This window comes from Acinetobacter sp. I-MWF, from assembly GCF_025433935.1.
Taxonomy (GTDB): domain Bacteria; phylum Pseudomonadota; class Gammaproteobacteria; order Pseudomonadales; family Moraxellaceae; genus Acinetobacter; species Acinetobacter guillouiae.
In genome coordinates this window covers 1,244,565-1,268,889 of sequence record NZ_JAMBAR010000001.1, presented here as the reverse complement: position 1 = coordinate 1,268,889, position 24,325 = coordinate 1,244,565, and the positions used below count along the sequence as shown (strand labels likewise).

General features: G+C 40.2%; 18 protein-coding genes. All 18 read right to left on the bottom strand.

The features are described from left to right. Positions 1-29: 29 nt before the first annotated feature. Entirely contained in the window at positions 30-1,181 is a 1,152-nt protein-coding gene (locus M2R48_RS06030; RefSeq protein WP_262085417.1) for a fimbrial protein, read from the bottom strand. Between the two features lie 3 nt (positions 1,182-1,184). After that, positions 1,185-4,379, bottom strand: coding sequence for a fimbria/pilus outer membrane usher protein (locus tag M2R48_RS06025; protein ID WP_262085416.1), 3,195 nt, complete (start codon positions 4,377-4,379; stop codon positions 1,185-1,187). A 120-nt stretch (positions 4,380-4,499) separates the two neighbouring features. Next, positions 4,500-5,210 carry a molecular chaperone gene (locus tag M2R48_RS06020; RefSeq protein ID WP_262085415.1) on the bottom strand — a complete coding sequence of 237 codons (711 nt, stop codon included), beginning with the start codon at positions 5,208-5,210 and terminating at the stop codon, positions 4,500-4,502. Positions 5,211-5,243: 33 nt separating this feature from the next. Further along, on the bottom strand, positions 5,244-5,852 hold the full coding sequence (locus tag M2R48_RS06015) for a fimbrial protein (RefSeq protein WP_262085414.1): 609 nt from the start codon (positions 5,850-5,852) through the stop codon (positions 5,244-5,246). 1,366 nt (positions 5,853-7,218) lie between these two features. After that, positions 7,219-8,355: a fimbrial protein gene (locus tag M2R48_RS06010; protein WP_262085413.1), complete on the bottom strand. Its 1,137-nt coding sequence runs from the start codon at positions 8,353-8,355 to the stop codon at positions 7,219-7,221. 889 nt (positions 8,356-9,244) lie between these two features. Further along, positions 9,245-9,823, bottom strand: coding sequence for a fimbrial protein (locus M2R48_RS06005; protein WP_262085412.1), 579 nt, complete (start codon positions 9,821-9,823; stop codon positions 9,245-9,247). 810 nt (positions 9,824-10,633) lie between these two features. Beyond that, a complete protein-coding gene (locus M2R48_RS06000; protein ID WP_262085411.1) occupies positions 10,634-13,057 on the bottom strand; it encodes a glucose/quinate/shikimate family membrane-bound PQQ-dependent dehydrogenase in 2,424 nt (807 codons plus the stop codon). A 16-nt stretch (positions 13,058-13,073) separates the two neighbouring features. Continuing rightward, entirely contained in the window at positions 13,074-14,399 is a 1,326-nt protein-coding gene (locus M2R48_RS05995) for a carbohydrate porin (RefSeq protein WP_262085410.1), read from the bottom strand. Between the two features lie 17 nt (positions 14,400-14,416). After that, positions 14,417-15,877, bottom strand: coding sequence for a right-handed parallel beta-helix repeat-containing protein (locus M2R48_RS05990; protein WP_410004156.1), 1,461 nt, complete (start codon positions 15,875-15,877; stop codon positions 14,417-14,419). 20 nt (positions 15,878-15,897) lie between these two features. Continuing rightward, on the bottom strand, positions 15,898-16,677 hold the full coding sequence (aroD, locus tag M2R48_RS05985; RefSeq protein ID WP_410004176.1) for a type I 3-dehydroquinate dehydratase: 780 nt from the start codon (positions 16,675-16,677) through the stop codon (positions 15,898-15,900). Positions 16,678-16,941: 264 nt separating this feature from the next. Further along, positions 16,942-17,571 (bottom strand): protocatechuate 3,4-dioxygenase subunit alpha, encoded by a 630-nt coding sequence (pcaG, locus tag M2R48_RS05980; RefSeq protein WP_262085408.1) that lies wholly within the window; start codon positions 17,569-17,571, stop codon positions 16,942-16,944. A 12-nt stretch (positions 17,572-17,583) separates the two neighbouring features. Further along, positions 17,584-18,309: a protocatechuate 3,4-dioxygenase subunit beta gene (gene pcaH, locus M2R48_RS05975; RefSeq protein ID WP_004722139.1), complete on the bottom strand. Its 726-nt coding sequence runs from the start codon at positions 18,307-18,309 to the stop codon at positions 17,584-17,586. Between the two features lie 10 nt (positions 18,310-18,319). After that, entirely contained in the window at positions 18,320-18,733 is a 414-nt protein-coding gene (pcaC, locus tag M2R48_RS05970) for a 4-carboxymuconolactone decarboxylase (protein ID WP_004722141.1), read from the bottom strand. A 44-nt stretch (positions 18,734-18,777) separates the two neighbouring features. Beyond that, on the bottom strand, positions 18,778-20,130 hold the full coding sequence (locus M2R48_RS05965; RefSeq protein WP_004819915.1) for an MFS transporter: 1,353 nt from the start codon (positions 20,128-20,130) through the stop codon (positions 18,778-18,780). A gap of 42 nt (positions 20,131-20,172) precedes the next feature. Further along, complete coding sequence (gene pcaD, locus M2R48_RS05960; RefSeq protein ID WP_262087454.1) at positions 20,173-20,952, bottom strand: 3-oxoadipate enol-lactonase; 780 nt, start codon at positions 20,950-20,952, stop codon at positions 20,173-20,175. A gap of 8 nt (positions 20,953-20,960) precedes the next feature. Continuing rightward, the gene (gene pcaB, locus M2R48_RS05955; protein ID WP_262085407.1) at positions 20,961-22,319 is read right to left on the bottom strand and encodes a 3-carboxy-cis,cis-muconate cycloisomerase; all 1,359 of its coding nucleotides are present in this window, start codon (positions 22,317-22,319) and stop codon (positions 20,961-20,963) included. An 8-nt stretch (positions 22,320-22,327) separates the two neighbouring features. Continuing rightward, positions 22,328-23,536 (bottom strand): 3-oxoadipyl-CoA thiolase, encoded by a 1,209-nt coding sequence (gene pcaF, locus M2R48_RS05950; RefSeq protein WP_262085406.1) that lies wholly within the window; start codon positions 23,534-23,536, stop codon positions 22,328-22,330. A 134-nt stretch (positions 23,537-23,670) separates the two neighbouring features. Further along, positions 23,671-24,324: a 3-oxoacid CoA-transferase subunit B gene (locus M2R48_RS05945; protein ID WP_096733532.1), complete on the bottom strand. Its 654-nt coding sequence runs from the start codon at positions 24,322-24,324 to the stop codon at positions 23,671-23,673. Position 24,325 lies beyond the last annotated feature (1 nt).

Below are 24,325 nucleotides of genomic sequence, written 5' to 3'. Positions count from 1 at the left end.
TGGATCATCTAAGCTCTTGATCAACCCTACTATTGATAATCAAAAAATACAGTCGCCTGAGCTTGTACATAGCCCGGCTTGGCTACTGCTTCTGAACGGTAATATCTGGCTTTTAAAGTTTTGGAAAATGTTGTTGCATTTGAACCCGCAGGGACTTTATAAAATGAACTTTGAGTACCGATGGTTAATGGCTTATTGGTGTCATCCATTAACTGCACATCGACATTACTTTTGTTGGCTAAAGTCGGTTGGTTTTTTAAAATACCATTGCTGTTGATATTGTCTGGGGTATAGCTGTCAGTAATCGTCGCGCGTAATTCTTTATTTGGCATTGTTCGAATACAGCTGAAACTGATATTAAAATTTTGCTGATTGGCAGTTTGACTGCTATTTAAAATACTTGCGGGAACTGTTGCCAAATTTACGGTTTGATTGGACATGGTACAAGTCAGCGGGCTAAAGTTAAGCTTTAAATTTAAATACAGCTCTGTCGTTGCAACATTTGGATCAGCCGTACCGCTGACCACTGGATAATTAATGTATTTATAGGTTAATGTCCCAAGGTGGATACGAACAGTCGCACCGCTTAAAGCATCGATAACACTATTCGATGGTGTGGTTTTATTGATCAGTGCAACCCCAGTATTGGGCACAGTAAACCGTGCATTACGTAATCCATTGCCTGCTTTAAGATATTCCTCACCATTAATTGTTACTCGACCTGGCTGTGAGGTCTCTGGATGTACATTATAATCTGTGTTTAATGCTTTTACTGCTACTGGTGTAGTTCTCGCATCATCTCTTAAATTAAATGAGATTTTTAAATTTTCACTTAACCAGATTTTTGCTAAATTTTGTGCTTCGCTACTGGCCGTTGAATTGTTAATCTCAACCTTAGCGTCTACACCAAAGGGGTAACTGCCTGAACCTGATCCAGTTAAATTACTACTTCCATCGGTTACCTTAAAATTACTCCTTGCAGCCATTTGGTCATCGCAACTAGTCAGCCCGCCGACATTCGTTGTGTTTGTAATTGTCTGGGTAAAATTAAAATTACTAATCGTTGCAGAAGCCCGCTCAAAATCAGATATGGGTGTAAGCGGGCAATTTACATCCGCTGCAAAAACCTGTGACCCCATTGCAAAAGTAGATAAGCTAAGAATCCAAACCGATTTTTTCATGATTTATTTACACTCCACATCAATAATATTAAAGTTTCCAGTGGTTTTACGCTGTAACTGTTGTTTAGCAATCGGTGCGATTTGACAGCTTTCATTTTGATTGCCGCCCCATGTCACAGTACTGACTTTCATCAGTGGAAGTTCTTGATTGACAATCACTTGATTGCCTGCACCAAAAATCCCGATCACTTGATTGTCACTGTCTTTAAACTGACTACCCATTGGTATATTTTGTTGTTGTGTGGCATGAATACGTAATAATAAATTGCTGGTTTTATTGGCTTTAAACTCAGCCAACTGCGAACTGTACTTTCGTGGGATCACATCCGTCTGGTTGGATTCTAAAGTCACGTTTGCTGGAAGATCTTTTGGATCTAAGCTGATGGTATTTTTGCTATAGGCGGAGTTAAATGGATAAATCGCATTGCCAAAGCGATCCACTTTTACCCCCCATGCATTGGATACATTGGCCCCTGCACCATTTTCTGCATGAATAATGGTATAGGTTTCTGGCAAACTATTAACTGGGGTAAACCCATAGCGATGTCCAACCACAGCGCCCTGAGCTGACAATGAATACTGGCTACTACTCGAATCTACTGAAACCGTTGAGCCCATGTTGACCATCGGCAACAAGTAATTAAAATTACCATTGAATCTGGTGTTGTTTTGGCTATCTGAAACACCCAAACCAAAGTTCATCTGATTATTGGCGCCTGCTGTACCTGACATACTGGCATTCGTAGTAAATTGATTCTGCTCGTTTAACTGCACACTGGCATTTGCATACATCTTCTTCTGCTTACGCCAATCCAATGGAACCGAGATAGAAAAATAAGCACTATCACCACGTTCACGCTCACGATTGGTATAATCAGTCCGGTTAAAACCAATGTTATAACTAACCTTTTTCCAGCTATTTGCGTAGCTTAGGCTATATTGATAATAGTCTTCACTGTCATTCCAATAGGTGTTTTTACGTGCGCTTAAATTTACATTTCCAAATCGAGTATCCGCCAATGATTTAGAAAGACTTACGCCAATACTGTCTTTTAAATTATAGTTATATAAGAAGTTATCATTTTCACTTTCAGTAAGTACGGTCCTATTGCGTTGATATAAATGAGAAGAAATACTCATGTAATCACGATTATATTTGGCATAATCTGCATAGAGATAGAAGTTTTTAGGCACCCATGCATAGCGATAATTTAAGCCGTATTTCTCACCTTTATATTTTTTTCCAAATAAGTCTGAGTCGGTAAACTCGATGGTACTGGTCACACCACCAATTGGGGTATTTAAAGCCAGCATCCCCAAAGCACTACTATAACCATCACTGACATTTAGACCAGCGCCTAGAGTCATTTGATTGGTTAAACCATAGTTAAAACTGCCTTGAAATAATTTATCGTTCGTGGTTTCGTTACGGGTCCGATAGCGACCACCTGCCACACTATAGTTATAACGTCCTTGGCGAATTAAGTCCTGATTACTTTGAAAAGGCACAATAAATGTTCTTTTTTCGCCACCCGTTTCAGTGATTTCGACGGTTAAATCACCATTACCCGTATTTAAGTCATTAATTTTAAAAGCGCCGCGTGGCACTGTACGTTCATAGATCTTTTGTGCATTTTGATAAACTCTCACCACGGCATTGGTATAGGCGAAATTTTCAATCACTGGCGCATATTGACGATACGACCATGGCAACATGTCTTGGTCAGAACTGATTTGTGCGCCAACAATCGGTAAATTATCCAGACGATAAGTCGTGGTATTAAATTGTCCCAAACTCAAGCGCGAATTCATTGGGGTAATATCACGGTAGATCACATTTTGATCTGAATAATATTGCCCCAACCCAGAGTCTTTTGATTCAAAAGCACCCGCATGACGGTAATACCAACCCGCAACATTTAAACCACCGTTGAGTCCTAAGTATTTACTTTCTCGATCTTCATCGCGATTGTAGTTAAATGCATAACCAATAAAACCAGAGTTAACACCATTACTAAATAATTTGGGATCGATATAACCTTCAGGACGTTCCACGCGCAAAGCTTGGGGAATGGATAAAGCCAGTTTTAGTTCTGCGAAATCAAAATCGTAATACGCATCTGGATCTAGCTCTTTCATAGTCAAACAGGGTTTGTTTGGCAAAGCCTCTCGGATTTCTGGTTTTAAGTCCAAACGATCCAGTAGCGCAGCATCTAAACATAACACTGCCGATCTCTGACCATCCAAATGGTCAAATTGCACTGTGATATCATTTGATAGATCATTACTGTTCACCGACAATTGCACCAAATAATGACCTGGTGAAATAAAATTCCGTGAGGTAAAACCACTTAAGTCAACGTTGGTTTGCCCCCCAAATAAAGAAGCCGCATTAAAGGTGGTAAAGTCGCTATTACGTGCAGTGAGTTCACTGTTGTTTTGCGCAATTAGTTGACTATTGTCTTGGGCGATGAGATGGTCATCATCTGATGTGATTAAATCACGTTGCTCTGGTTCAACAAGATCACTATTGCCTTGGGCAACTAAACGGTGACTGTTTTGTACAAGAAGATGACTGTTGTCTTTAGCAATTACACGACGATTGTCCTGTACAAGAAGATGAGCGTTGTCTAACGTCATTAAATCACGTTGCTCTGGTTCAATAAGATCATGATTGATTTGTGCTAATAAAGGTCGGCTGCCTTGTACAACAAGAGCATTGTCATCTTGTGTAATTGTAGAACGCCTGTCTCGTACAATAATATCGCGATTATCTAGCTTAACTAAAGGACGACTACTCCGTACAACAAGATCGCTATTGTCTGCTACAAAGAAATTTTGATTATTCTGTGCAAGAAGATTGTTATAGTCTTGTGCAGTGAAGGATCGACTACTCTGTATAACGAGGTCATCATCTTTGATTAAAACACGACTGTTCTGTCTACTATTGTCTTGTGCAAAGAAACGACGATTGTCCTGTGCAAGCAGATTGCTATTGTCTTGTGTAAATAAATAACGATTATTCTGTGTAATAAGATTGGTTTTGTCTTGTACAAATAATGGAAGATTCTGTTCCGTAATCAAATAACCATCATCATTTATATCAGTTTCAACAAGCTGCACTTCCTTTGCTGAGGTCTGTACAGCAACTGCAGACATCAGCATTAAAAAGAGTTTAGATCTTTTAAAATTCAGCATCGTAATAACCCATTTATCACCACTGTTTTATTGCTAGCCCCCTGTAAAAAGGCAATAGAACGTCAAAGCTATTTTCAAGCTTTAATAAAATTAGCAAAAACAAGATTTTTAAAAATAAATTTACTGTATTGTTGTTTCGTGTGTTTGCGATGTACCTAAATCATTGAGCACTTCATAAACAATTTTTTTAGTCGAACCGTCAATTTTAAAATCTTTTAGACTCGCACTGGTAAAAGGTGCCAGCATAATGGCATCTTCAGCCGAGCTAAATGCTTGCTTTTTACCACTTTGAACTTGAACCACGGTCAGGTAATAAGGCGTTGGATTATTGATCTGTATTGCCTCTGTGCCTTGGTTATATTTAAACTGCACGCTTTGTTGTGCCAAAAGTGGAGCCATAGCCAACTGACTTGGTCGGTAAAATAGTTTGATCCGTGTTCTTACGGTAAACGATAAATAATTTTTATCTTTTAATGTCGGATCTTCTGGTGGAATATCCATCATATTGAACCAAAAAATAGATTCACGATCCTGCGGTAATTTAGAGGTATCCAAAGGAATGATACGAATAATCTGCCCTTTTCGAGGTTCAACTCTAGTTAAAGATGGATTGAGTACAAAAGGAACTTCATTCGCTTTAGGAATCTTTTCTGCATCACCCGTATCGATCCATGCTTGTACCAGCGCAGGACTGTCATAGGCATTCCTGAGCTGTACATTGACACTTTTAGACTTGGCAGGGAAAATGATGCGAGTACCATCCAGTGATACACCTGCATAGGCAAATGACATCATCAAATAAATAAATACAACACTTTTCAAGTAACGCATTATTTTTCCCCTTGAGTAAGCCGAGCTATAAGATTAGTTATATTGCAGTGTGTAGTTGACGCTCGCAGAAACACTTTGCGCATCCACAGTTCCAGTCTTCGAGAAATACTGTGCTTTATAGCTCATGGTTGCGATACCAGTACCATCTGCTGCAAGTCCAGTGACTGCACTTTTCGCCTGAGTTCCCCATGCTGCAGCAAGATCAACAGCTACATCAGTATCTGTTAAAATTTGAACAAAGGCAGGATTAGTAACAGTTGCAGGATTTTCTGCTTTATTGACCAATAATGTTTTATTCGTTGCATCCAAATTATCCGCTGCAAGTGGACTCAAATACAAACCTTTCAGACTTTTGTTTGTTGCAGCATCACAACCGCCAGTCCCTGCTGCATTTTTTAACTGTATGCTAAAGCTTTTTTTCGCTGCGACTGCATTTGGAGCAGTAAAAGCTGATTTAGGCACAGTGTCCAAGGTCAAAATTAGATCTTTAGCACCCGCTGACCCAGCACTTTCACCTGTTAAGGTACAGGTTTCGTCAGTTACAACACCATTAATGGTAATTTTTCCATCTGCAGCAAATACACTTGAACTTGCTAAACCTAATGCCAAAGCACTCAATATTGGTAAAGTTAGCTTCTTCATTCGATAAACCTCATGAAATTTTAATAAATAATACGCTAGCGTTATTATTTTTATCACATTACTGTTTAGAGAAATGTTCACACAAATTAATAACACCAAAAACTTTTAAATTTAACCACTCTTTATTTTAAGCTTTGTTTCTTCATCTCCAAATCAACAATAGTTTAAAATAAAAATACATCGTGACAAAAATACACCGTTGCCACAATATTTTTTAGTTAACTTTTTATCATATGGTTTAATTACATATAGTAATGTTAAAAAATTAATGATTAAATTCAATACTATAAAAACAAAAAATGATAAAAACATAAGTTTTAAACACCGTTTAGATCACATAAAAAAGTGAATAAAAAAAATAATAAATTTGTTTTTAATAATATATTTAATCCGACCAAAATAATCTGAATTAATTTTAAATAAAATCCATAAAAAAAACCAAATAAAACCTAATGATATCAATTAGTATTCAAAAAACTATACAAAACATAATCAAGAAATATTACAAAAATGTAATTTATACAATTCATACATATTTCCTCTTTATTCCATGCAAGATATCTCTTCAATTTCCAACTTAATCAAGCTTAATAATTAAATATTTCGAATAATTTTAAAAAGTATAAAACCTATCTAAAGTATTATATTTTTTTAAAAATACCTTTAAATTAATACTGTTACTGATGGCTTAATTTGCACAAATTGAGATAAAATTCTCTCATTGGTATAAAAATTGAATTATATAAATTGATAAATATCATGAACTAAGTATCATTTTAATAATAAATTGAGACTTTTTATTAATATGGGCGCTATTTTTATTTTAAATCGTCAAAATAAAATTTTAACAAGAATGGTATATTGAGGGATAGGTCTACCCGCGCAGCAATTTGCTATGCGATAGATACGCCGTATATAACTCAATGATGTAAAAAGTAAATATGGTTTAATTTTATTATTTTAATCATGCTGTTGAGCATAAGGATTCATCATCTAACTACATGCTCATCTCATTGCATTCCATAAAATCAATTCTTATCACTATAGCAGCTTGCACTGCCCCAGCTTACTGTGAGAAGTTTAAATTTAGTTTGCGTAGGCGATGTCTTACTTTTCGTAGGGGATGACAAACCTTGCGCTATCACATCCTTGCGCTATCACATCCTTGCGCTACAAATAAAGCAGTGCTTTATTCTTGCTCAAGTGTTTTATTCTTGCTCATGTTTGGCGAGGGGTACCATCCTATCCCCCACACTCACACACGCAATGGGCGACATCCTTGTCGCTATGCGGTAATTAAACAATGTGTGGTTTTATGAAAAGCAAAAGCAGATCACTGTTGGATCGCACAAATTGAGTGTACACCCTATTGATAATCTAACATTACAGTCGCTTGAGTTTGTACAAAACCCGGTGACGCTGTTGGCGCTGAACGGAAATATCTCGCTTTTAATGCTTTAACAAATCTGGTTAAGGTGGAGCCCGCTGGAATCGAGTAAAAAGAACGTTGACGACCAATTGCCAAAGGAGCATCACTCTCATCTCTTAACTGGACATCCACATTACTGCGATTTTCCAAACTTGGAAGATTTTTTAAAATACCATCGCTATTGATATTAGTCGGCGTATAACTGTCGGTAATCGTTGCCAATAGCACTTTACTCGGCATTGCCACCGTACAATTGATATTGACAGTAAAATTCTGTTCACTGGCAGTTTGCTGACTGTTTAAAATACTGATAGGAACGGTTGCCAAATTGACAATTTGATTTGCCACAGTACAGGTCTGAAAATTAAAGTTGAGGGTTAAATCTTGATATAATTCCAAGGAACCTGCAACTTCAACATTTGCTGATAAATTATAATGAGTTGCATATTTATAGTGATAAGTGCCTAAATGAATACGAATGATTGCACCATTTAAAGCAGCGATAATTTCAGCGGAAGGTTTAACAGAATTGGGAAAACTTATTGTTAGCTTATCTATATAAGCTTCTGCTAGTGGCCTCCCTAAACCCGCACCATTAAAGAATGGTTCGCCTGCGCTATTATTTACAACCGCTCCTCTCGCTGTTTCAGGCAAAATATTATAGTTAGTATTTAAATTTAAAATACTTTTTGCAGGTCTTCCTTTATTGCTATCACCAAGATTAAAAGAGATTTTAAAATTATCCGCCAACCAGATTTTAGCATCATTCAATATTGCTGAGTCTGCGGTAGAACCCATGATTATAACTGTTGGCACAACACCAAATGGGCTACTTCCGGTTAAATCTGTATTACTGAATGCTGCATTAAAATAGCTATTGACCCGAACCGTTGGGTTACAACTGATCAGCATCGGTTTTGCTACTGAAGCTAAAAATGTCTGCTGATGGCTAAAATTAGTAATCGTACCGGTTGTATCTTGGAAAATTGCTGTTGCTGGCTGAGTACATGCCGCAAAAACAGTCTGTAAAAATGAAAATATGAGTGGAACAGACAACCACAGAAATTTATTCATGATTTATTATGCTCCAGATCCGATCATATTTAAGTTCGCAATGATTTCTGCTATTCAATCATTTTTGCAACAAACAACATCTCAATAGATGTAATTTAAATTACGCTTTATTTGAATGCTGTTTTGTTGCGGAATTATCACAGTTTAAAAACTTCATGAGAAATAATATTTTTACTACACTGATAGATACGTCACATTTTATTATTGATTTTTTTTCATTAGAATTTATTATATTTATGCACAAATAAAACATTATAAATACAACAAATTGATTAACATAAAATAAAAACACATAGTTATTATTTTGATTTATCATTTCAATTAAATTGATCATTTTGTTTTAATAAAAGCTACCCTAAATTTATAGAATTTTATAAAAGTGAATGAATATTGCATTACTTTATTTTACAGTGAAAATTTTAATTTAATTCAATTAGGTAATCAGAGAGATATCTACACTTTGATCAATAGTGATATTTATGTCACCATACGATAGAAAAAAACTGTGTGATTAAATGTGATGAAAAGGGCCTTACATAGCTACATATTACAGTGAAAGGTTTAATTTAATTTGCGTAGGCGTTGCCTTGTTTTTCGTAGGGGATGCCAAACTTTGCGCTGCAAACAAAGCCGTGCTTTATTTTTGCTTATGTAATTTGCTCTTACTTAGATATATAAATCCTTCCCGTTGCGAAGTTAATACTTCTCAGCTTTGCAAAGGAGGAAGTTTTCCATTGCTGATCTAGTACAGCCCCTTGTTTTATTTTAAATAATTTATTCACAAAACAGCGACATCACTGCCGCCATGCGATAGCACATCTCGCAGGATTCAATATAGAAAAGGTGCACACGGCCTTAGCATAAAATGAAAAGTTTGATTTATATTTGGTTAATTATAATGCAAAGTATAATTTATAAGTGTTGTCACACTTTGAGCATCTATCGCACCTTTATTTGAAAAATATTGCATGGTGTAATACACCTTTGCTGCGTCAAAATTTGAATCAATGGCACTTTTTGCCTGAGTTTCCCAAGGCGCAGAAAAATCAACTTTCTTGTTTTTGTCAGTTAACACTTGAATAAAAACAGGACTTTTTGTAGAAATCTCTGCTAGGGTATTGCTTACCAATAAAGTCGTATCCCTTGTATCTAAGTCCACGGCCACGTTTGGGCTCAAATGTATGCCCTTAAACGCTTTGGTTTTTGCAACATCACAAACTGCGGTTCCTGTAGTATCCGTTAATAGAAATGTCACCCCCATTGAGCTATATATTTGACTGTTAGGTACCGTCTTTAACCTAGCACTTAGCGCTTTAACATCACTTGCACTAAGCATATTCAGCTGTAATGTACATGTTTCATCGACGATACTTCCTTTGATGGTCAATGTTCCATCTTCAGCAAATAGGTTTGAACATACTAAACTTAAAGTTAAAACATTTGGTGCGAATAAAATTAGTCTCTTCATTTGACAGACCTCATAAAACTTTAATAAATGCTGCAATATCACAGTGATGTTTAGCTTCGGCTTATTTCACCAGTCTTTTTAAAACTATCAATCAACATCATATAAGCCCCCTCATCCTAGCCTTTTCCCAAAGGGAGAAGGAACTCCAATAACGATATAATTCACTCGATACAATCATTTTTAGATGAAAGTCATCTATTCATCATCGTAATAACAACAACATTAAATTCACTCATTTAATAACTTGTGATATTCATCACATATTTAAAATTTTATAATTTAAAGGTATTAATCATTTAGAATATATCAGCACCACAATATGTATTGATTAACTTTTTATCACAACAACATATTACCTATACAAATATAAATAAAACTCAATATCTTATATGAAATCCAAGGGTTTAAAATAACAAAAATGTAATTTAAATATATAAATAATTTATTTATTAAATCAATTTAAAAATATATCCAATTAAAAAGTATATTTTTATTTTAGAATAAATTGGCTATTATTTATCAATTTATTCTAAAATGAGAAAGCATTCAAATATTTATTATATACTGCGTAAAATTTCATTTTTATTATTAAAGTATCTGCGCTGCAATACCTTTTGTTAAGCGAGAGATACATCTTATACTCTCGTTCAATATCGACATTCATGTCGCCACACGCTAGAAAGCCCTTGTGTGATTCAATGATGTAAAAAGCAAAGCGACTTAATTGGAACCCGGCCAATTCAATTTTAAACCCATAAAAAAACTGCAATCGGGTAACGATTGCAGTTCCATTTTTTAAAAAGTTCTAGCTTATTTCAGACTATAGGCAATCACATAGTCACCATGGTCAGGAGATTGTCGAGCACCGCCCGCAGTCACCATCACATATTGCTTACCTGTTTTAGGTGAAACATAGCTGATTGGTGTACCTTGGCTACCGACAGGTAAGCGTGATTTCCACAACTCTTTACCTGAAGATGAATCCAAAGCACGTAAGTAGTAATCTTGCGTTGCAGCAAAGAACACTAAGCCACCTTGGGTTGCCATTGGACCACCAATGGTCGGCATACCAATCGGTGCTTTTAATCCCATTTTTATCCCCATAGGGCCAGTGTCTTCGACTGTTCCCATTGGTACTTGCCAAGCGATCTGGCGAGTTTTCATATCAATGGCAGTCATCGTGCCATAAGGCGGTTTTTGACATGGGATATTCAACTTCGACCAGAAGCGATCTTTATTGACTTTATATGGTGTACCTTTCATCGGTACAGCGCCCATACCGGTATTGACCTTTTCACCACCATTTGCCTGAATTGCCAAATCTTCTGGTGTTTGTTCGATCAACTGAATCCATAAACCTAAACGCATGTCGTTGACAAACATATATTGATGGCTTGGATCAAAGGCAATACTGCCCCAGTTCATGCCACCCAAAGAGCCAGGGAAGCTTAACGATTTATCTTTACCCGGTGCAGTATATAAGCCTTCATAACGCATAGATTTAAAACCGATACGACACATAAGCTGGTCAAACGGTGTTGCGCCCCACATATCCGACTCAGTCAAAGTTTGATTACCAATTTGTGGCATTTCAACAGAACGAGGTTGAGTTGGGCTATATTGTTCGCCCGGAATATCGGCAGGTTTAACGGGCTGTTCAATTACCTTGGTCAATGGTTTACCTGTTAAGCGATCCAATACAAAGAATTGCCCCGATTTGGTTCCAATCACCACAGCGGGTTGATTGGTGCCATTTCTCATAGGGAAATCAACCAAGCTTGGTTGCATCGGCAAATCAAAATCCCATAAATCATTGTGAACAGTTTGATAGACCCATTTTTCTTTACCTGTGCTTGCATCTAAAGCCAAGACAGATGAGTTGTATTTATGATCCAGAGGTTGACGATTGCCTCCCCAAACATCTACAGATGAGCTACCCATTGGTAAAAATACCGTATTCATTTTTGGGTCATACGACATTGCTGCCCAAGAGTTTGCTGAACTGCGTTTATAAGTTTCGCCTTCTTTTAACACATGGTTTGGATCAGGATTACGTGGATCAAATGCCCAGCGCAATTGACCTGTGATCACATCATAAGCACGAATCACCCCACCCGGCATATCTGCAGCAAGGTTGTCGGCAATACGGCTACCCACCACAATCACTGTGCCCGCAATGGTCGGTGCAGAGGTCACTTCAAAGCGTGGTGCGGTGGTTCCCTCACCCAAGCCTTTGAGTAAGTCAACCGTACCATCGACACCAAAATCTTTACAACGCTCACCCGTATCAGCATTGACCGCAATTAAGCGCCCATCTGGTGTATTGGTATACACACGGCGTAAACAAGCGGTATTATTGGCGACAGCCTGAACTGGTGTTGAACCTGCCAAAGTCGGTTGGGTTAATGCTTGGGTTGAATCGAAGTAAGCCACACCACGACAACGTTCCCATGCATCCGACTTAGAGTTTACTTCGGCTTTCCAAAGCTGTTTACCTGAGTCAGCCTCTAAAGCAAAAATATTGTTATGTGGTGTACATAAATAAATCTTGTTGCCCACCTGTAAAGGGGTCATTTGATCTTCTGCACCATTGCCTGAACCCGTGGTGAAATCACCTGTACGAAAACGCCATGCTTCTTTGAGTTGATGGACATTATCACGGGTGATTTGATCAAGGGCAGCAAAGCGACTACCGCCAGAATCCTGACCATAATGTTGCCAGTTGCTTTGTTTCATGTCCGTTTGAACAGGAACCAGTGGCAATGCCTGACCTGTTGCTGTAACTGTTGGATGTGGTTGGAACATTTGATAAAGCCCAATCAGCATGCCTAAAACGGTGAGTGCACCTAAGCCAAAAGCTGGCAAGCTGGCACTCGGTTGAAACTGGTAACGACGAATCGCGGGTAAAGTAAACATCAATGCAGCGAATAAACCTGCTGGAAACATCAGTCTTGAAAATAAAGGCCAAAATTCCCAACCTGCATCTAGCAATGACCATATGATTGTGCCCACAAAAACCAAACTAAATAGCCAGACACCAAGCGTTTTTTTCTTAAAAATAAATATCGCCGATGCCAATGTGAATACACCAGAAATCACGAAATACCATGATCCTCCCAGTGTTACCAGCTTAGCACCGCCAACGGTAAAGAATAGCCCTGTCACAAGTAAAGCCAAAGCTAATATAAAACACCATATTTTTAATACGGTATGTGTCCTTGTAGACTCAGTCATAGGTCATACTCCTAGATTAGAAATTCACACGCATGCTCAAACCAGCAACCCATGCATCATCCACTTCTTTTACACCCGCAGGCTGATGGATATATTGTAGGTTTGGTCGTAGCATGACCGCAGGTGACCATTGGTAGGTATAGTTCAGTTCAACATTGAGCTCATCGCGCTGCACGGGCACATAATCTGGTGCGAACCTATCGTATTGGTCATAGCCACGGCTGTTGTTGGTTGCAATTTGGCGATCTTTATAACGATCATTGACCATGTAATTTGCAATACCAAATCCGATTGAATCATTTGGACGACTGTCAAAAGGCCCTTTGTACCAGAGTGCAAGTTGTTGGGTACTTTGCACTGCTGTGGTGGCTTTATCATTGACCACAGCATTAAAGCTTATGAACAAACCACGTTTAGGATCTTGGTCTTTTTGACTCAATTGTTGTTGTGCATTGAGCCAAAAACTATGTTTGCTATCATGCACTTTGCCTGCGATCGCAATATCATTGGCTTCTGCTGTCGAGTACAGCGCGCCGACTTTATACTCGCCTGCTAAACCATCAAATACTGCTAGTTTTGGGCGCCATGCCAGTTCTACTGGAATAGTGGCACCTTTAACATTTCGCATATCCAAGTTAAAACCATCGTTTTTGCCAGTTTTAATGTTGTCAGGATTGACTTCATAAACACCGACACCGAGTGTCCACTCAGGTGCAAATTGGTACTTCACATTGGTTCCCCATAAACCTACGGGTAAGTTGTACCAAATTGAACCAATGGATTTGCCTAGTTGCCCACCACAAAGTAATAAGTTTTGGAACTCACATTGTGAACCATTAAAGTCATCCGACATGCCCATACGGCCAATCTTGAATTGAACTGTATTGTCAGCAAAGCCTTTTTTGACCCATGCTTGGGTCAGGCGCCAGATTTTGCCTCGTCCATAAATTTCTTGTGAATTGCCCAAAGCACCAGAACGTGGGTCTTTAATGCTTTCTAAAGTTAAAGCATTACCATCACGCTTGGTGATTAAGATATTGGCTGTAGTGTCTTTCCAGCCCGCGATTTTATTTAAATCAAAGTTAGCACCCAATGCCAATTGCGCTGCATTTTCAAAGCTGTTGTTGTCGTGATAGCCACCATCTAAATTGGTTGCAGCTTGGCTCATAATAGAGGCCGTAAATTTATAGCCGTCTTTTTCCAGTTGTTGGCGTTGTCCATTCCAATCGCCCAATAACCATTGACGATCTTGTGACCAAGCTTGCTCAGCAAAACTACTCTGAGCCATACACAGCGCAACGGCTAAACAACTCAGTTTGATCGATAATCCATTTGAACTCATATTAAGCATCCTTACTTTTATTTAAGTTTTACCGCTGAGCTAAGTTCAGATGTTGCACCTAGACGATCTGTGATATTTGCCGTGATCGATGCAACTTTCATTGTCGGTTTCCAAGTCACGCTTGCTGTGCCTTGGGCATTGGTTGCAACAGTGCTTGAGCCTAAATAAAACTCTGCTTCATTTGAGCTTGCTTGTGAGTTTCCAAAAAATTCAACTTGATAACGTTGATTTGGTTGTCCTTTTACTTCTACCGCAATTTGACCTTTTGCTAAGGTCAATTTAGGTGCTTGAATATTTTGATTTGGTTGTGGATTACAGCCTTGTTCATTGGGTTGCTGGCAGGTCTTTTGTAAGTTTGCTGGATCAATTTTTACACCATGACCACGTGAACCGACAAAGTGCGCATGTTCTAATCCTGGGATATCAAAAATGATTGCGCCTAATCGTTGATTTGGCACACAGCTTCCACCCGCTTCACAGCGTTTAATGTCTTTGCCATTATTCCAAATTTGATTTTTGGTTAATGTGATACGCGCATTGGCATCCTTTTCTGAACGAATCGCAACACCGATGCGGTTACCATGGACTTTATTGCTGTCAAAAATATTACCATCACCAGTCAGGTTAAAACCGTTGGAGTTATTGGTCAGTTCGTTATAGGCAATATAATTACGTTTGCCCCAGTTGATCTGTAAACCATCTGAATAGTTTTCAAACTTGTTACCAATCACTGCATTGTCATTGCCCCATAAAATTTCAATGCCTTGCGATGGTTCTGGATTTGCAGCGGTTGAGATAAAGTGGTTATTGGCAACCAAGTTAAATGCAGCACCACGGGTTAACTCAAGTCCATCACCATTGTCTTGGAAATAGTTATTCAGCACTTTGTTGTTATTGGTCGTTGTCGCAGTTGGATTACCTTTGCCATCATCCCCTGTCAACATCACCCCTGCACCACCATAGTTGTGCATAATACGGTTATTTTGGATCAGGTTATTGCTGGCACGGTTCATCAAGATCCCAATACAAAAACGACGAATCTCTAACCCTTGAATGCTGACCCCATTGATGTCACGTAATACAATTCCCGGCAAAGTTGTGGTACGAACATTGGTTCCGAATTGCCCTTCAACCGCACCCGGACAAGCTTCAACCCCTGTACCTTTGATATAATTTGAGCCATCAATCGCGATAAACTCACCTGTTTTTGCCCACTGTGTACCGATGATTTTTACTGGTGCTTTAATTTCTGGCAGTGGGCTGTTGACCTTAATGGCATAAGGCGCTTGCCCAACTGCTTGAATCAAAATCTCACTGGCTTCACTCGGCTTGCTATTGGCTTGCTCAATCGCCCAGCGTAGTGAACCTTTTTCATGATCATCTTGATAACGGTCTACCACATAGCTTTCCGCCATTGCCAAACCAGAAACCGCTAAGCCAAGTGCCAATGTCGTTAAACGTAATGAAATCATTTTCATGTCTAAAAAATCCTTTTAATTTATGGTGTTGGTTGAACGGTTTTTAATAACTGTTTGAGTTGGGTCACATCAATTTGACCGGGCGCAGAAGCCTCACCGATCATGCCGAAACTAAAGCTGCCGCCCATATTGGCTGTGGCAATTCGAGAAATCGTCCCAAGTTTCCCCATCGACATGGTGAGCAATGGTTTTTTAGATTGCTGGCTGACTTTTAAAGTGGCATTCATCAAAGTAAATACATCTTGTTTGCTTTGTGGCATCACTGCGATTTTAAGAATATCTGCGCCAAGCTGATCTTGTTTAAGCAAGCGTTGAACGATTTCTGCTTCATCAGGGGTCTTTTTAAAATCATGATTGGACATCACAATCAATACTTTTTGTTCATGTGCCAATTTAACGGTGTTTTTCACCACTTGCGGATCTCGGAACATTTCCACATCCAGCATGTCCATAAAGGGTTGGCGTAAATAGGCTTGATAAGTTTTGCCATAATCCGCATCGCTGATGGTCAGTTGCCCGCCTTCATTATGGGTACGAATGGTGGCGATCACGGGTTTAGACCCTAAAATCTGTTTAAGCTCATGTCCTAAAGCGATCACTTGCTTAGTGTCACTGGCAAAGTTGAGCAGATCTATGCGGAACTCGGCTAAATCTGCATCTGGATTATTGGCAATGATTTTTGCCTGTGCTAAAGCTTGTTCTTTGGTTTTTGCTGTAATCGGGACAATGGTTTTTACTGGGAGTTTTGCCAGTTCTGTGAGCTCAACTGGACTTTGTGAAACAGATTGTGCCTGTATCATTTGAAGGGGCAATATGGGGCTAAGTGCAAGCATCAATGCTGCAAATTTTTGTAGTTTCATTTTTCATCTTCCTTAATAAATTATCCGTTTGTATATCGCGATTTCATTTAAGTGCTTTTCATCGATCTTAATTCCTCCAAATCCCTCTCTTGCGGAACTTCAATCGTTCCTTACCTTTTAAAAAGAGCGAAGTATCGCGAATCTCAAGACTTAGATGATTTCAAAGCAAGACCTCTCTTTCAAAAAGAGAGATCTTGAGGATTGTTAAATATCAAAAAATACCGTTTCCTCTTCACCTTGAATGCGAATATCAAAGCGATATACGATTTCACCATCGACTTCACTGCGTTTTGCAATCAGGGTTTGGCGGCGGACTGCCCACTCAATACTGTTGAGTACAGGATCATTGGTATTTGCTTCGACTTCATCGTCAAAATAAATACGGGTATGCAAACCAATGTTGATTCCACGAGCAAATAGTGCGACTGCAATATGCGGTGCTTGAGTTGAGCCTTTACGCCCTGCTACAGTCCCCGGTTTAATGGTGTCAAAACTCCAAAAACCTGTTTCAAAATTTGCGCCTGTACGCCCCCAGCCCTGAAAATGAGCATCAGCAGTTTTGCCTTGGGTATCGGCCTGACTTGGATAAACTCCATTGGCATCGGCTTGCCAGATTTCCAACAATACATCTCTTAATGGTAAACCCAGTCCATCAAACACTTGACCTTCAATACGGATGCGTTGGCCTTGGGTGTGTTCCTTCACCAACTGGTTATCGAAGCTATGTTCAAATACTTCAATATTGGCTTGTTGTGGCAATAAACCGATATGTACATAAGGACCACCTGTTTGTGATGGGGTTTCCTTAATTTCCTGAAAATTCCATGCATTCATTGTCTGAGTTCCTTAAGTCAAATCATTTTCAAAATAAGTCGCACGACGACCACGCAGATGAATATCAAAGCGGTAACAACGACTATCTGATTCAATGAAATTGTTTTTATCTTCTAATGCGATCAAGGCACGACGCTGATCTTCAGATGGAATGGTTTTTAAAATCGGGCAAGTATCTATCAGGGTATCGCCCTCAAAATAGAACTGTGAAATCAAACGTTGTGCCCAACCATCTGCAATCAGTGAAAAATGGATATGTGCTGGACGCCATTCATTGATTCGGTTACGCCAAGGATATGGCCCCGGTTTAATGGTACGGAAAATATAAAAACCATTTTCATCAGTTAAGGTACGACCACAGCCACCAAAGTTAGGATCCATTGCGCCAATAAATTTGTCATTTGGATGGCGATAACGACCTGATGCGTTGGCTTGCCAAACTTCCAATAAGGCGTTTTTTACAGGGCGACCAAACTGGTCACGTACATAACCATGCACAATAATTCGCTCACCGACTGGGAGCCCTTCTTTGGCATAGTTCAAAATCAAATCATTGTCTTTTGCACCAAAAATTTCAGGTGAAAAATGCGGTGAGGTTACTTCAGTTAATGTTTCATTAATTGAGATCAATGCATTTTTGGGCGAGCGTAATACACTGGTTTTATAGCCTGGTGTATATGCTGGCGGGTGATCTTCTGTATTCCGTTGTGGATATGCACCCAATGTATGACTTAACATGCCTATCTCCTTAATCCTGTTGTTGTGCAGCGACAGGTTGCACTTCTATTCCGAGTTCTTTAAAAACATCTTCAGCCATGTGCATTGCTGCATTTGCGGCTGGTAGTCCTGCATACAATGAGCTGTGTAAAATCAGTTCTTTGAGTTCGTCCTTGGTAACACCATTGTTAAAGCAAGCACGTAGATGCATTCTGAGTTCATCTTCTCGTCCCAATGCCAATAAGATGGCAATGGTGACTAAACTGCGGGTATGCCGTGGTAAACCTTCACGTGACCACACCTCACCCCAAGCAAAACGACTAATAAAGTTTTGAAAATCTTGGTTAAAGTCATTCAAGTTTTCTAAAGAACGACCGACATGTTTTTCACCCAATACTTCGGTGCGGACCTGTAGTCCTTGTTGGTAACGTTGTTCATCATTCATGGAAATTGTCCCTCTTTATGATCTTATTTCTGATCTTGAGAAAGTTAGCTTGCATCGGTATGCGCCACTAAGGATTTAACAAAAATTGCCACAGCCGCAGCGGTTGCAGGAATCATCAATAAGCTTAAAATTGCGGTAAAAGACCAATCATTGCCGAGTAAAACAGCACCAATCCAAGCACCAAACACTGCACCAAAACGACCGATCCCTGTCATCCATGCCACACCTGTTGCACGACATTGAGTTGGGTAAAAACGGGCACTTAATGCTGGCATTGCAGATTGCGCACCATTAATTGCGACACCAGCACATAGCACCAAAATGGCCAATAATGTTGGGTTGCTAAGGCTTTGACCTACAGCAACAGCAAATAAGCCTGCGATAAAATAAAATGCTGAGATAATGCGGTTCGGGTTAAAACGATCCATTGCCCAACCAATAAATAACGCACTCAACACTCCACCAAACTGGAATAGACCACCAATAAATGCTGCGCGTTCCATGGTTGCGCCAGTTTCACGCATCAATGTTGGTAACCAGCTGGTCAGTAGATAAATCACCACCAAGCCCATAAAGTAGGTTGACCATAACAACACTGTGCCTTTGGCAAATTTTTGCGAAAACAACATGCCAAATACATTTTTCTTTTGTGCCACAGCAGACTGTTCTTCTGGGATATAAAAGCTGTCAGCAAGCTGTACTTTTTCAGGTGCAATATGGCTTAGAATTTTGCGAACTTTTGCAGCATCTCGACCTTTAACAATCAAGAAGCGATATGACTCAGGTAACAGTACAATCACCAATAGCATCAGGATCAACGGTGAAATACCGCCGAGCAAAAATAAGCTGTGCCATCCAAAGGTAGGAATCAGCCAACTACTGACAAAACCGCCTGTTGCCATACCCAAGTTATAGCCACAAAACATACAAGTCACGAGCAGTGAACGAACACGATTCGGGCAGTATTCTGAAAACAATGTGGTGGCATTTGGCATTGCTGCGCCTAGGCCAATACCGGTTAAAAAGCGCAGTACAACCAAACTGTCTAAGTTTGGCGCATAAGCTGATGCCAAGGTAAAGCCACCAAAGATCAACATTGAAATAGTTAATACAATCTTGCGTCCAAAACGATCCGCAGTAGGTCCTGAAACCAATGCACCAATGATCATTCCACCCAGTGCTGCACTCATCACAGGTCCAAGTTGAGAGCGATCAATCCCCCAATCCTGTGCCAAAGCTGGTGCAATAAAGCCCATTGCAGCCGTATCGATTCCATCAACAAATACAATCAGAAAACAAATGATTGCAATCATCCATTGATACTTGCTGATCGGTGCATCATTAATGAGTGCCTGAGCATCCATACTGTTTTTTGGGGCAGCAAATTCCTGTGCCATAGTTGCCTCCTTGTAGGCGAATTCCTTTCTAACCCTAGACGGTTATATGTTCTGAATAAACTTAGACAATGCCTGATTGAACACTTGTGGTTGTTCAATATTGGACAAATGAGACGCTGCCAAGATTTCAAGTTGACTGGTTGGAATGGATTGATGCATAAATTCTGCATCTTGAACCGTCGTTACAGGGTCATATTGACCTGCGATTATTAAAGTTGGGATTTGAATTTGATTGAGCTGATCTCGAACATCAGCATCTGCCAAAGCTCGACAGGCATTGGCATAGCCTTGTGCAGGTGTCACCGCTAAACTTTGTATGGTTTTTTGAGCAAGCACATCATGTGCATAATCAAAATGCCCACTAAACCAGCGTGTATGTGTAGTTTTAACAATTTCAGCCAACCCATCTTGCTCTACGCTATCGGCACGGGTATTCCATGCTTCAGCTGTACCAATTTTGGCGGCCGAGTTCGCCACGGTGATGCTATAAAAGCGTTCTGGGTATTCAATTGCCAATGTGAGTGCAGTGATGCCACCCATTGAAATTCCACAAAAATGTGCTTTTTCAATATGTAATGTATCTAAGATATCAATCACATCGTCGGCAAAGTTTTGTAGCGTGCTGTTGGCAATCACATCACTTACACCATGCCCACGGGTATCATAAGTAATGATTTGATAATGTTGCGCCAAAGTATCTACTTGTGCTTGCCACATACCATGATCTGTTCCGAGTGAGTTAGAAAACATAATCACGGGTGCATCTTTTACGCCTTGAACTTGTACAGCAAGTTGATGACCTTGACGATTGTTGATTTTCATACTGGCTTTCATGATTTAGACACTCCTTGTGCTGCTTGTAGTACGGCATCAATTTGTGCCTGAATATTGCCCAAGTAAGCGGCTGGTTTAAAAATCTCATCTAGTGCCTGTGTACTTAGATGGACATTCACTTCAGCCATTGCTGACAATACTGTTTTTAAATGCTGCTGCTGTGCGATGGCTTGCTGACAAGCTTGCTCAACCAAATGATGTGCATTTAAACGTCCAATTTTAGCTGCCAATGCCATCATTGCCGCTTCTGCCATGATCAAGCCCTGAGTACACTCAAGGTTGCGTTGCATGGCTTCTGGATCGACTTGCATATGTTCAAGCACATCTGTCGTGCGTTCTAAAGCGCCTGCGCACAACTGGAAAATTTCAGGAATCACTAACCATTCTGCATGCCAAGTGCCTAAAGCACGCTCATGTTCTTGCAACATGTTTTGGTAGACACTTGCCATTAATGCAGGCACACGGTTGGCTGCTGCAAGTACGCAAGCGGCTGCAACTGGATTACGTTTGTGTGGCATGGTGGATGAGCCACCACGACCTTTTGCAGTGGGTTCAAAGACTTCAGCAATTTCAGTTTGCATCAGCAAAGACCAATCTTTTGCCATCTTGCCAACATTGCCGACGATCAGGGCAAGTACGCTAGCGATTTCAACGATACGGTCACGCTCACCGTGCCATGTACACTCAGGAGAGGTTAAATTCAATGCCGCAGCATAGGCTTTAACCACAGCTGAACCTTGGTCTTGTAATGATGCTAATGAACCCACGGCCCCACCAAGTTGAGCAGTAAGCACGCGGCTTTTCATCTCGCCTAGACGATCGAGATCACGCTTAAATGCCGCAGCCCAACGTGCAAATTTATGCCCTAAAGTAATTGGTAAGGCTTGTTGCAACCAAGTGCGACCAATCATGACTTGAGCACGATACTGTTGTGCTTGGTCTAATGAAACTTGATAAGCCTGTTGTAATTGTTTTTCGATCAGCCCTAATGCATCACGGCATTGTAGAATCGTGGCTGTATCAATAATATCTTGGCTGGTTGCGCCCCAATGCACATAACGCGCTGTGTCTTCATCCTGTTGTTTTACTATCGCAGTAAATTGCTTTACGAAAGGAATCGCAATATTTCCCGCAAGTGCTGTGGCAGTTGCCAATGCTTCAAAATCAATTTTTGCTAAGGCCTGTTGTCCAACTTGTTCAATAATGCTGGCTGCAGATGGTGGAATCACACCCACTTGCGCCTGTGCTTTTGCCAAAGCCACTTCGGCTTGGATCATATAACCCAATAAGGCATGATCGCTAAAGATTGCTGTGACATCAGGCTGATAAAATAAGCTGGCGTATAACTGGCTCATCAGATACCTCACTCAACACGTTGAATAATTAATGCGATACCTTGTCCCACCCCAATACACATTGAACATAGAGCATATTCACCCTTGATTTGTTCAAGTTGATTTAAGGCTGTGGTCACCAGTCTGGCACCTGATGCACCCAAAGGATGACCTAAGGCAATCGCACCACCATTAGGATTGACACGTGCATCATCATCTGCCAAACCTAAATCACGGGTTACGGCCAAAGCTTGGGCTGCAAAAGCTTCATTCAGCTCAATCACATCCATTTGCGCTAAACTAAGATCAGCTTGTTTAAGCAGTTTCTTAATCGCAGGCGCTGGTGCAAAGCCCATAATTCGTGGTTCAACACCCACCGTGGTTGCTGCAATAATTTTGCCACGTGGTTTTAATTGGTATTTTTCTACGGCTTCGTCTGAAGCAATTAATAAGGCTGCTGCACCATCATTAATCCCAGACGCATTTCCCGCCGTGACCGTACCCTCAGCTTTGACCACACCTTTAAGTTTTGTCAGTGCAGATAAAGTGGTTGATGCACGTGGATGTTCATCGGTATCCACAAGCACAGCATCGCCTTTACGCTGTGGAATAGTGACAGGCACAATCTCATTTTGGAAAAAGCCTTGAGCTTGTGCTGCCGCAGTACGTTGTTGGCTATTCAGCGCAAACTGATCTTGATCCGCACGGTTAATATCGAATTGTTCTGCCACGTTTTCAGCAGTTTGTGGCATGCTGTCCACACCATACAATTCTTTGAGCTTTGGATTGATAAAGCGCCAGCCCATGGTGGTGTCTTCAATCTTTTGACTACGTCCAAAAGCACTATCCGACTTACCCATCACATAGGGCGCACGGCTCATGCTTTCTACACCGCCAGCAATAATTAAATCTGCTTCATTGGCTTTAATGGCACGAGCTGCCATGGCAATCGCATCCAGTGATGAACCACATAGACGGTTCACAGTGGTTGCTGGCACTTGATAGGGCACACCCGCCAATAAAGCTGACATACGCCCAACATTACGATTGTCTTCACCAGCCTGATTGGCACAGCCATAAATCACATCATCGACTTGCTGCCAATCTACCGTTGGATTACGTTGTATCAATGCTTGAATTGGAATTGCACCGAGGTCATCTGCACGGACTGGCGCAAGACCACCGGCATAACGACCAAATGGGGTACGGATGGCATCTATGATGTAAGCGTTTTTCATGTGTCTTTCCTTTTATATTGAATCCCCCCTTGCGAAGCAGTGCTTCTCACCTTTTTAAAGAGATACTTTCTCTCTTATCTTAATGAAAGATGAAGAACCCCTCCCTTTCTTAAAGGGAGGTAGGGAGGGATTTATTATCCCTGTGTCGCATCAATCAATTGAGCACCCGTCAAAGCCTGTAACTCTTCAAAGCTCAGACCTGCAACTTTTTCAAGCACTTTTAAGCCTTCTGCAGTCACATCAATCACGCATAAGTCGGTATAAATACGATCAACACAATGCTTACCTGTTACTGGATAAGTCAGTTCTTCAACAATCTTAGGTTCACCTTGCTTGGTCACATGATCTGTGGTGATAAAGACTTTCTTGGCCCCTACAGCCAAATCCATTGCACCACCCACCGCAGGAATCGCATCTGGTGCACCTGTATGCCAATTGGCAAGATCGCCATTGGCTGCCACTTGGAATGCACCCAATACAGCAATATCCAAATGTCCACCTCGCATCATGGCAAAAGAATCACCATGATGGAAAAACGAGCCACCCGTTAGCATGGTGACATATTCTTTGCCAGCATTAATCAGCTCAGGATCTTCTTCACCTTTGGCGGGTGGAGGACCAAAAGCCAATAAACCATTTTCAGAATGTAGAAATACATCTTTATCTGTTGGCAGATATTTTGAAATCTTGGTCGGTAAACCAATGCCTAAATTGACATAAGCCCCATCTGGAATATCTTGGGCAACACGTTCAGCAATTTGGTCACGGCTTAGTTTTTGGTAGCTCATT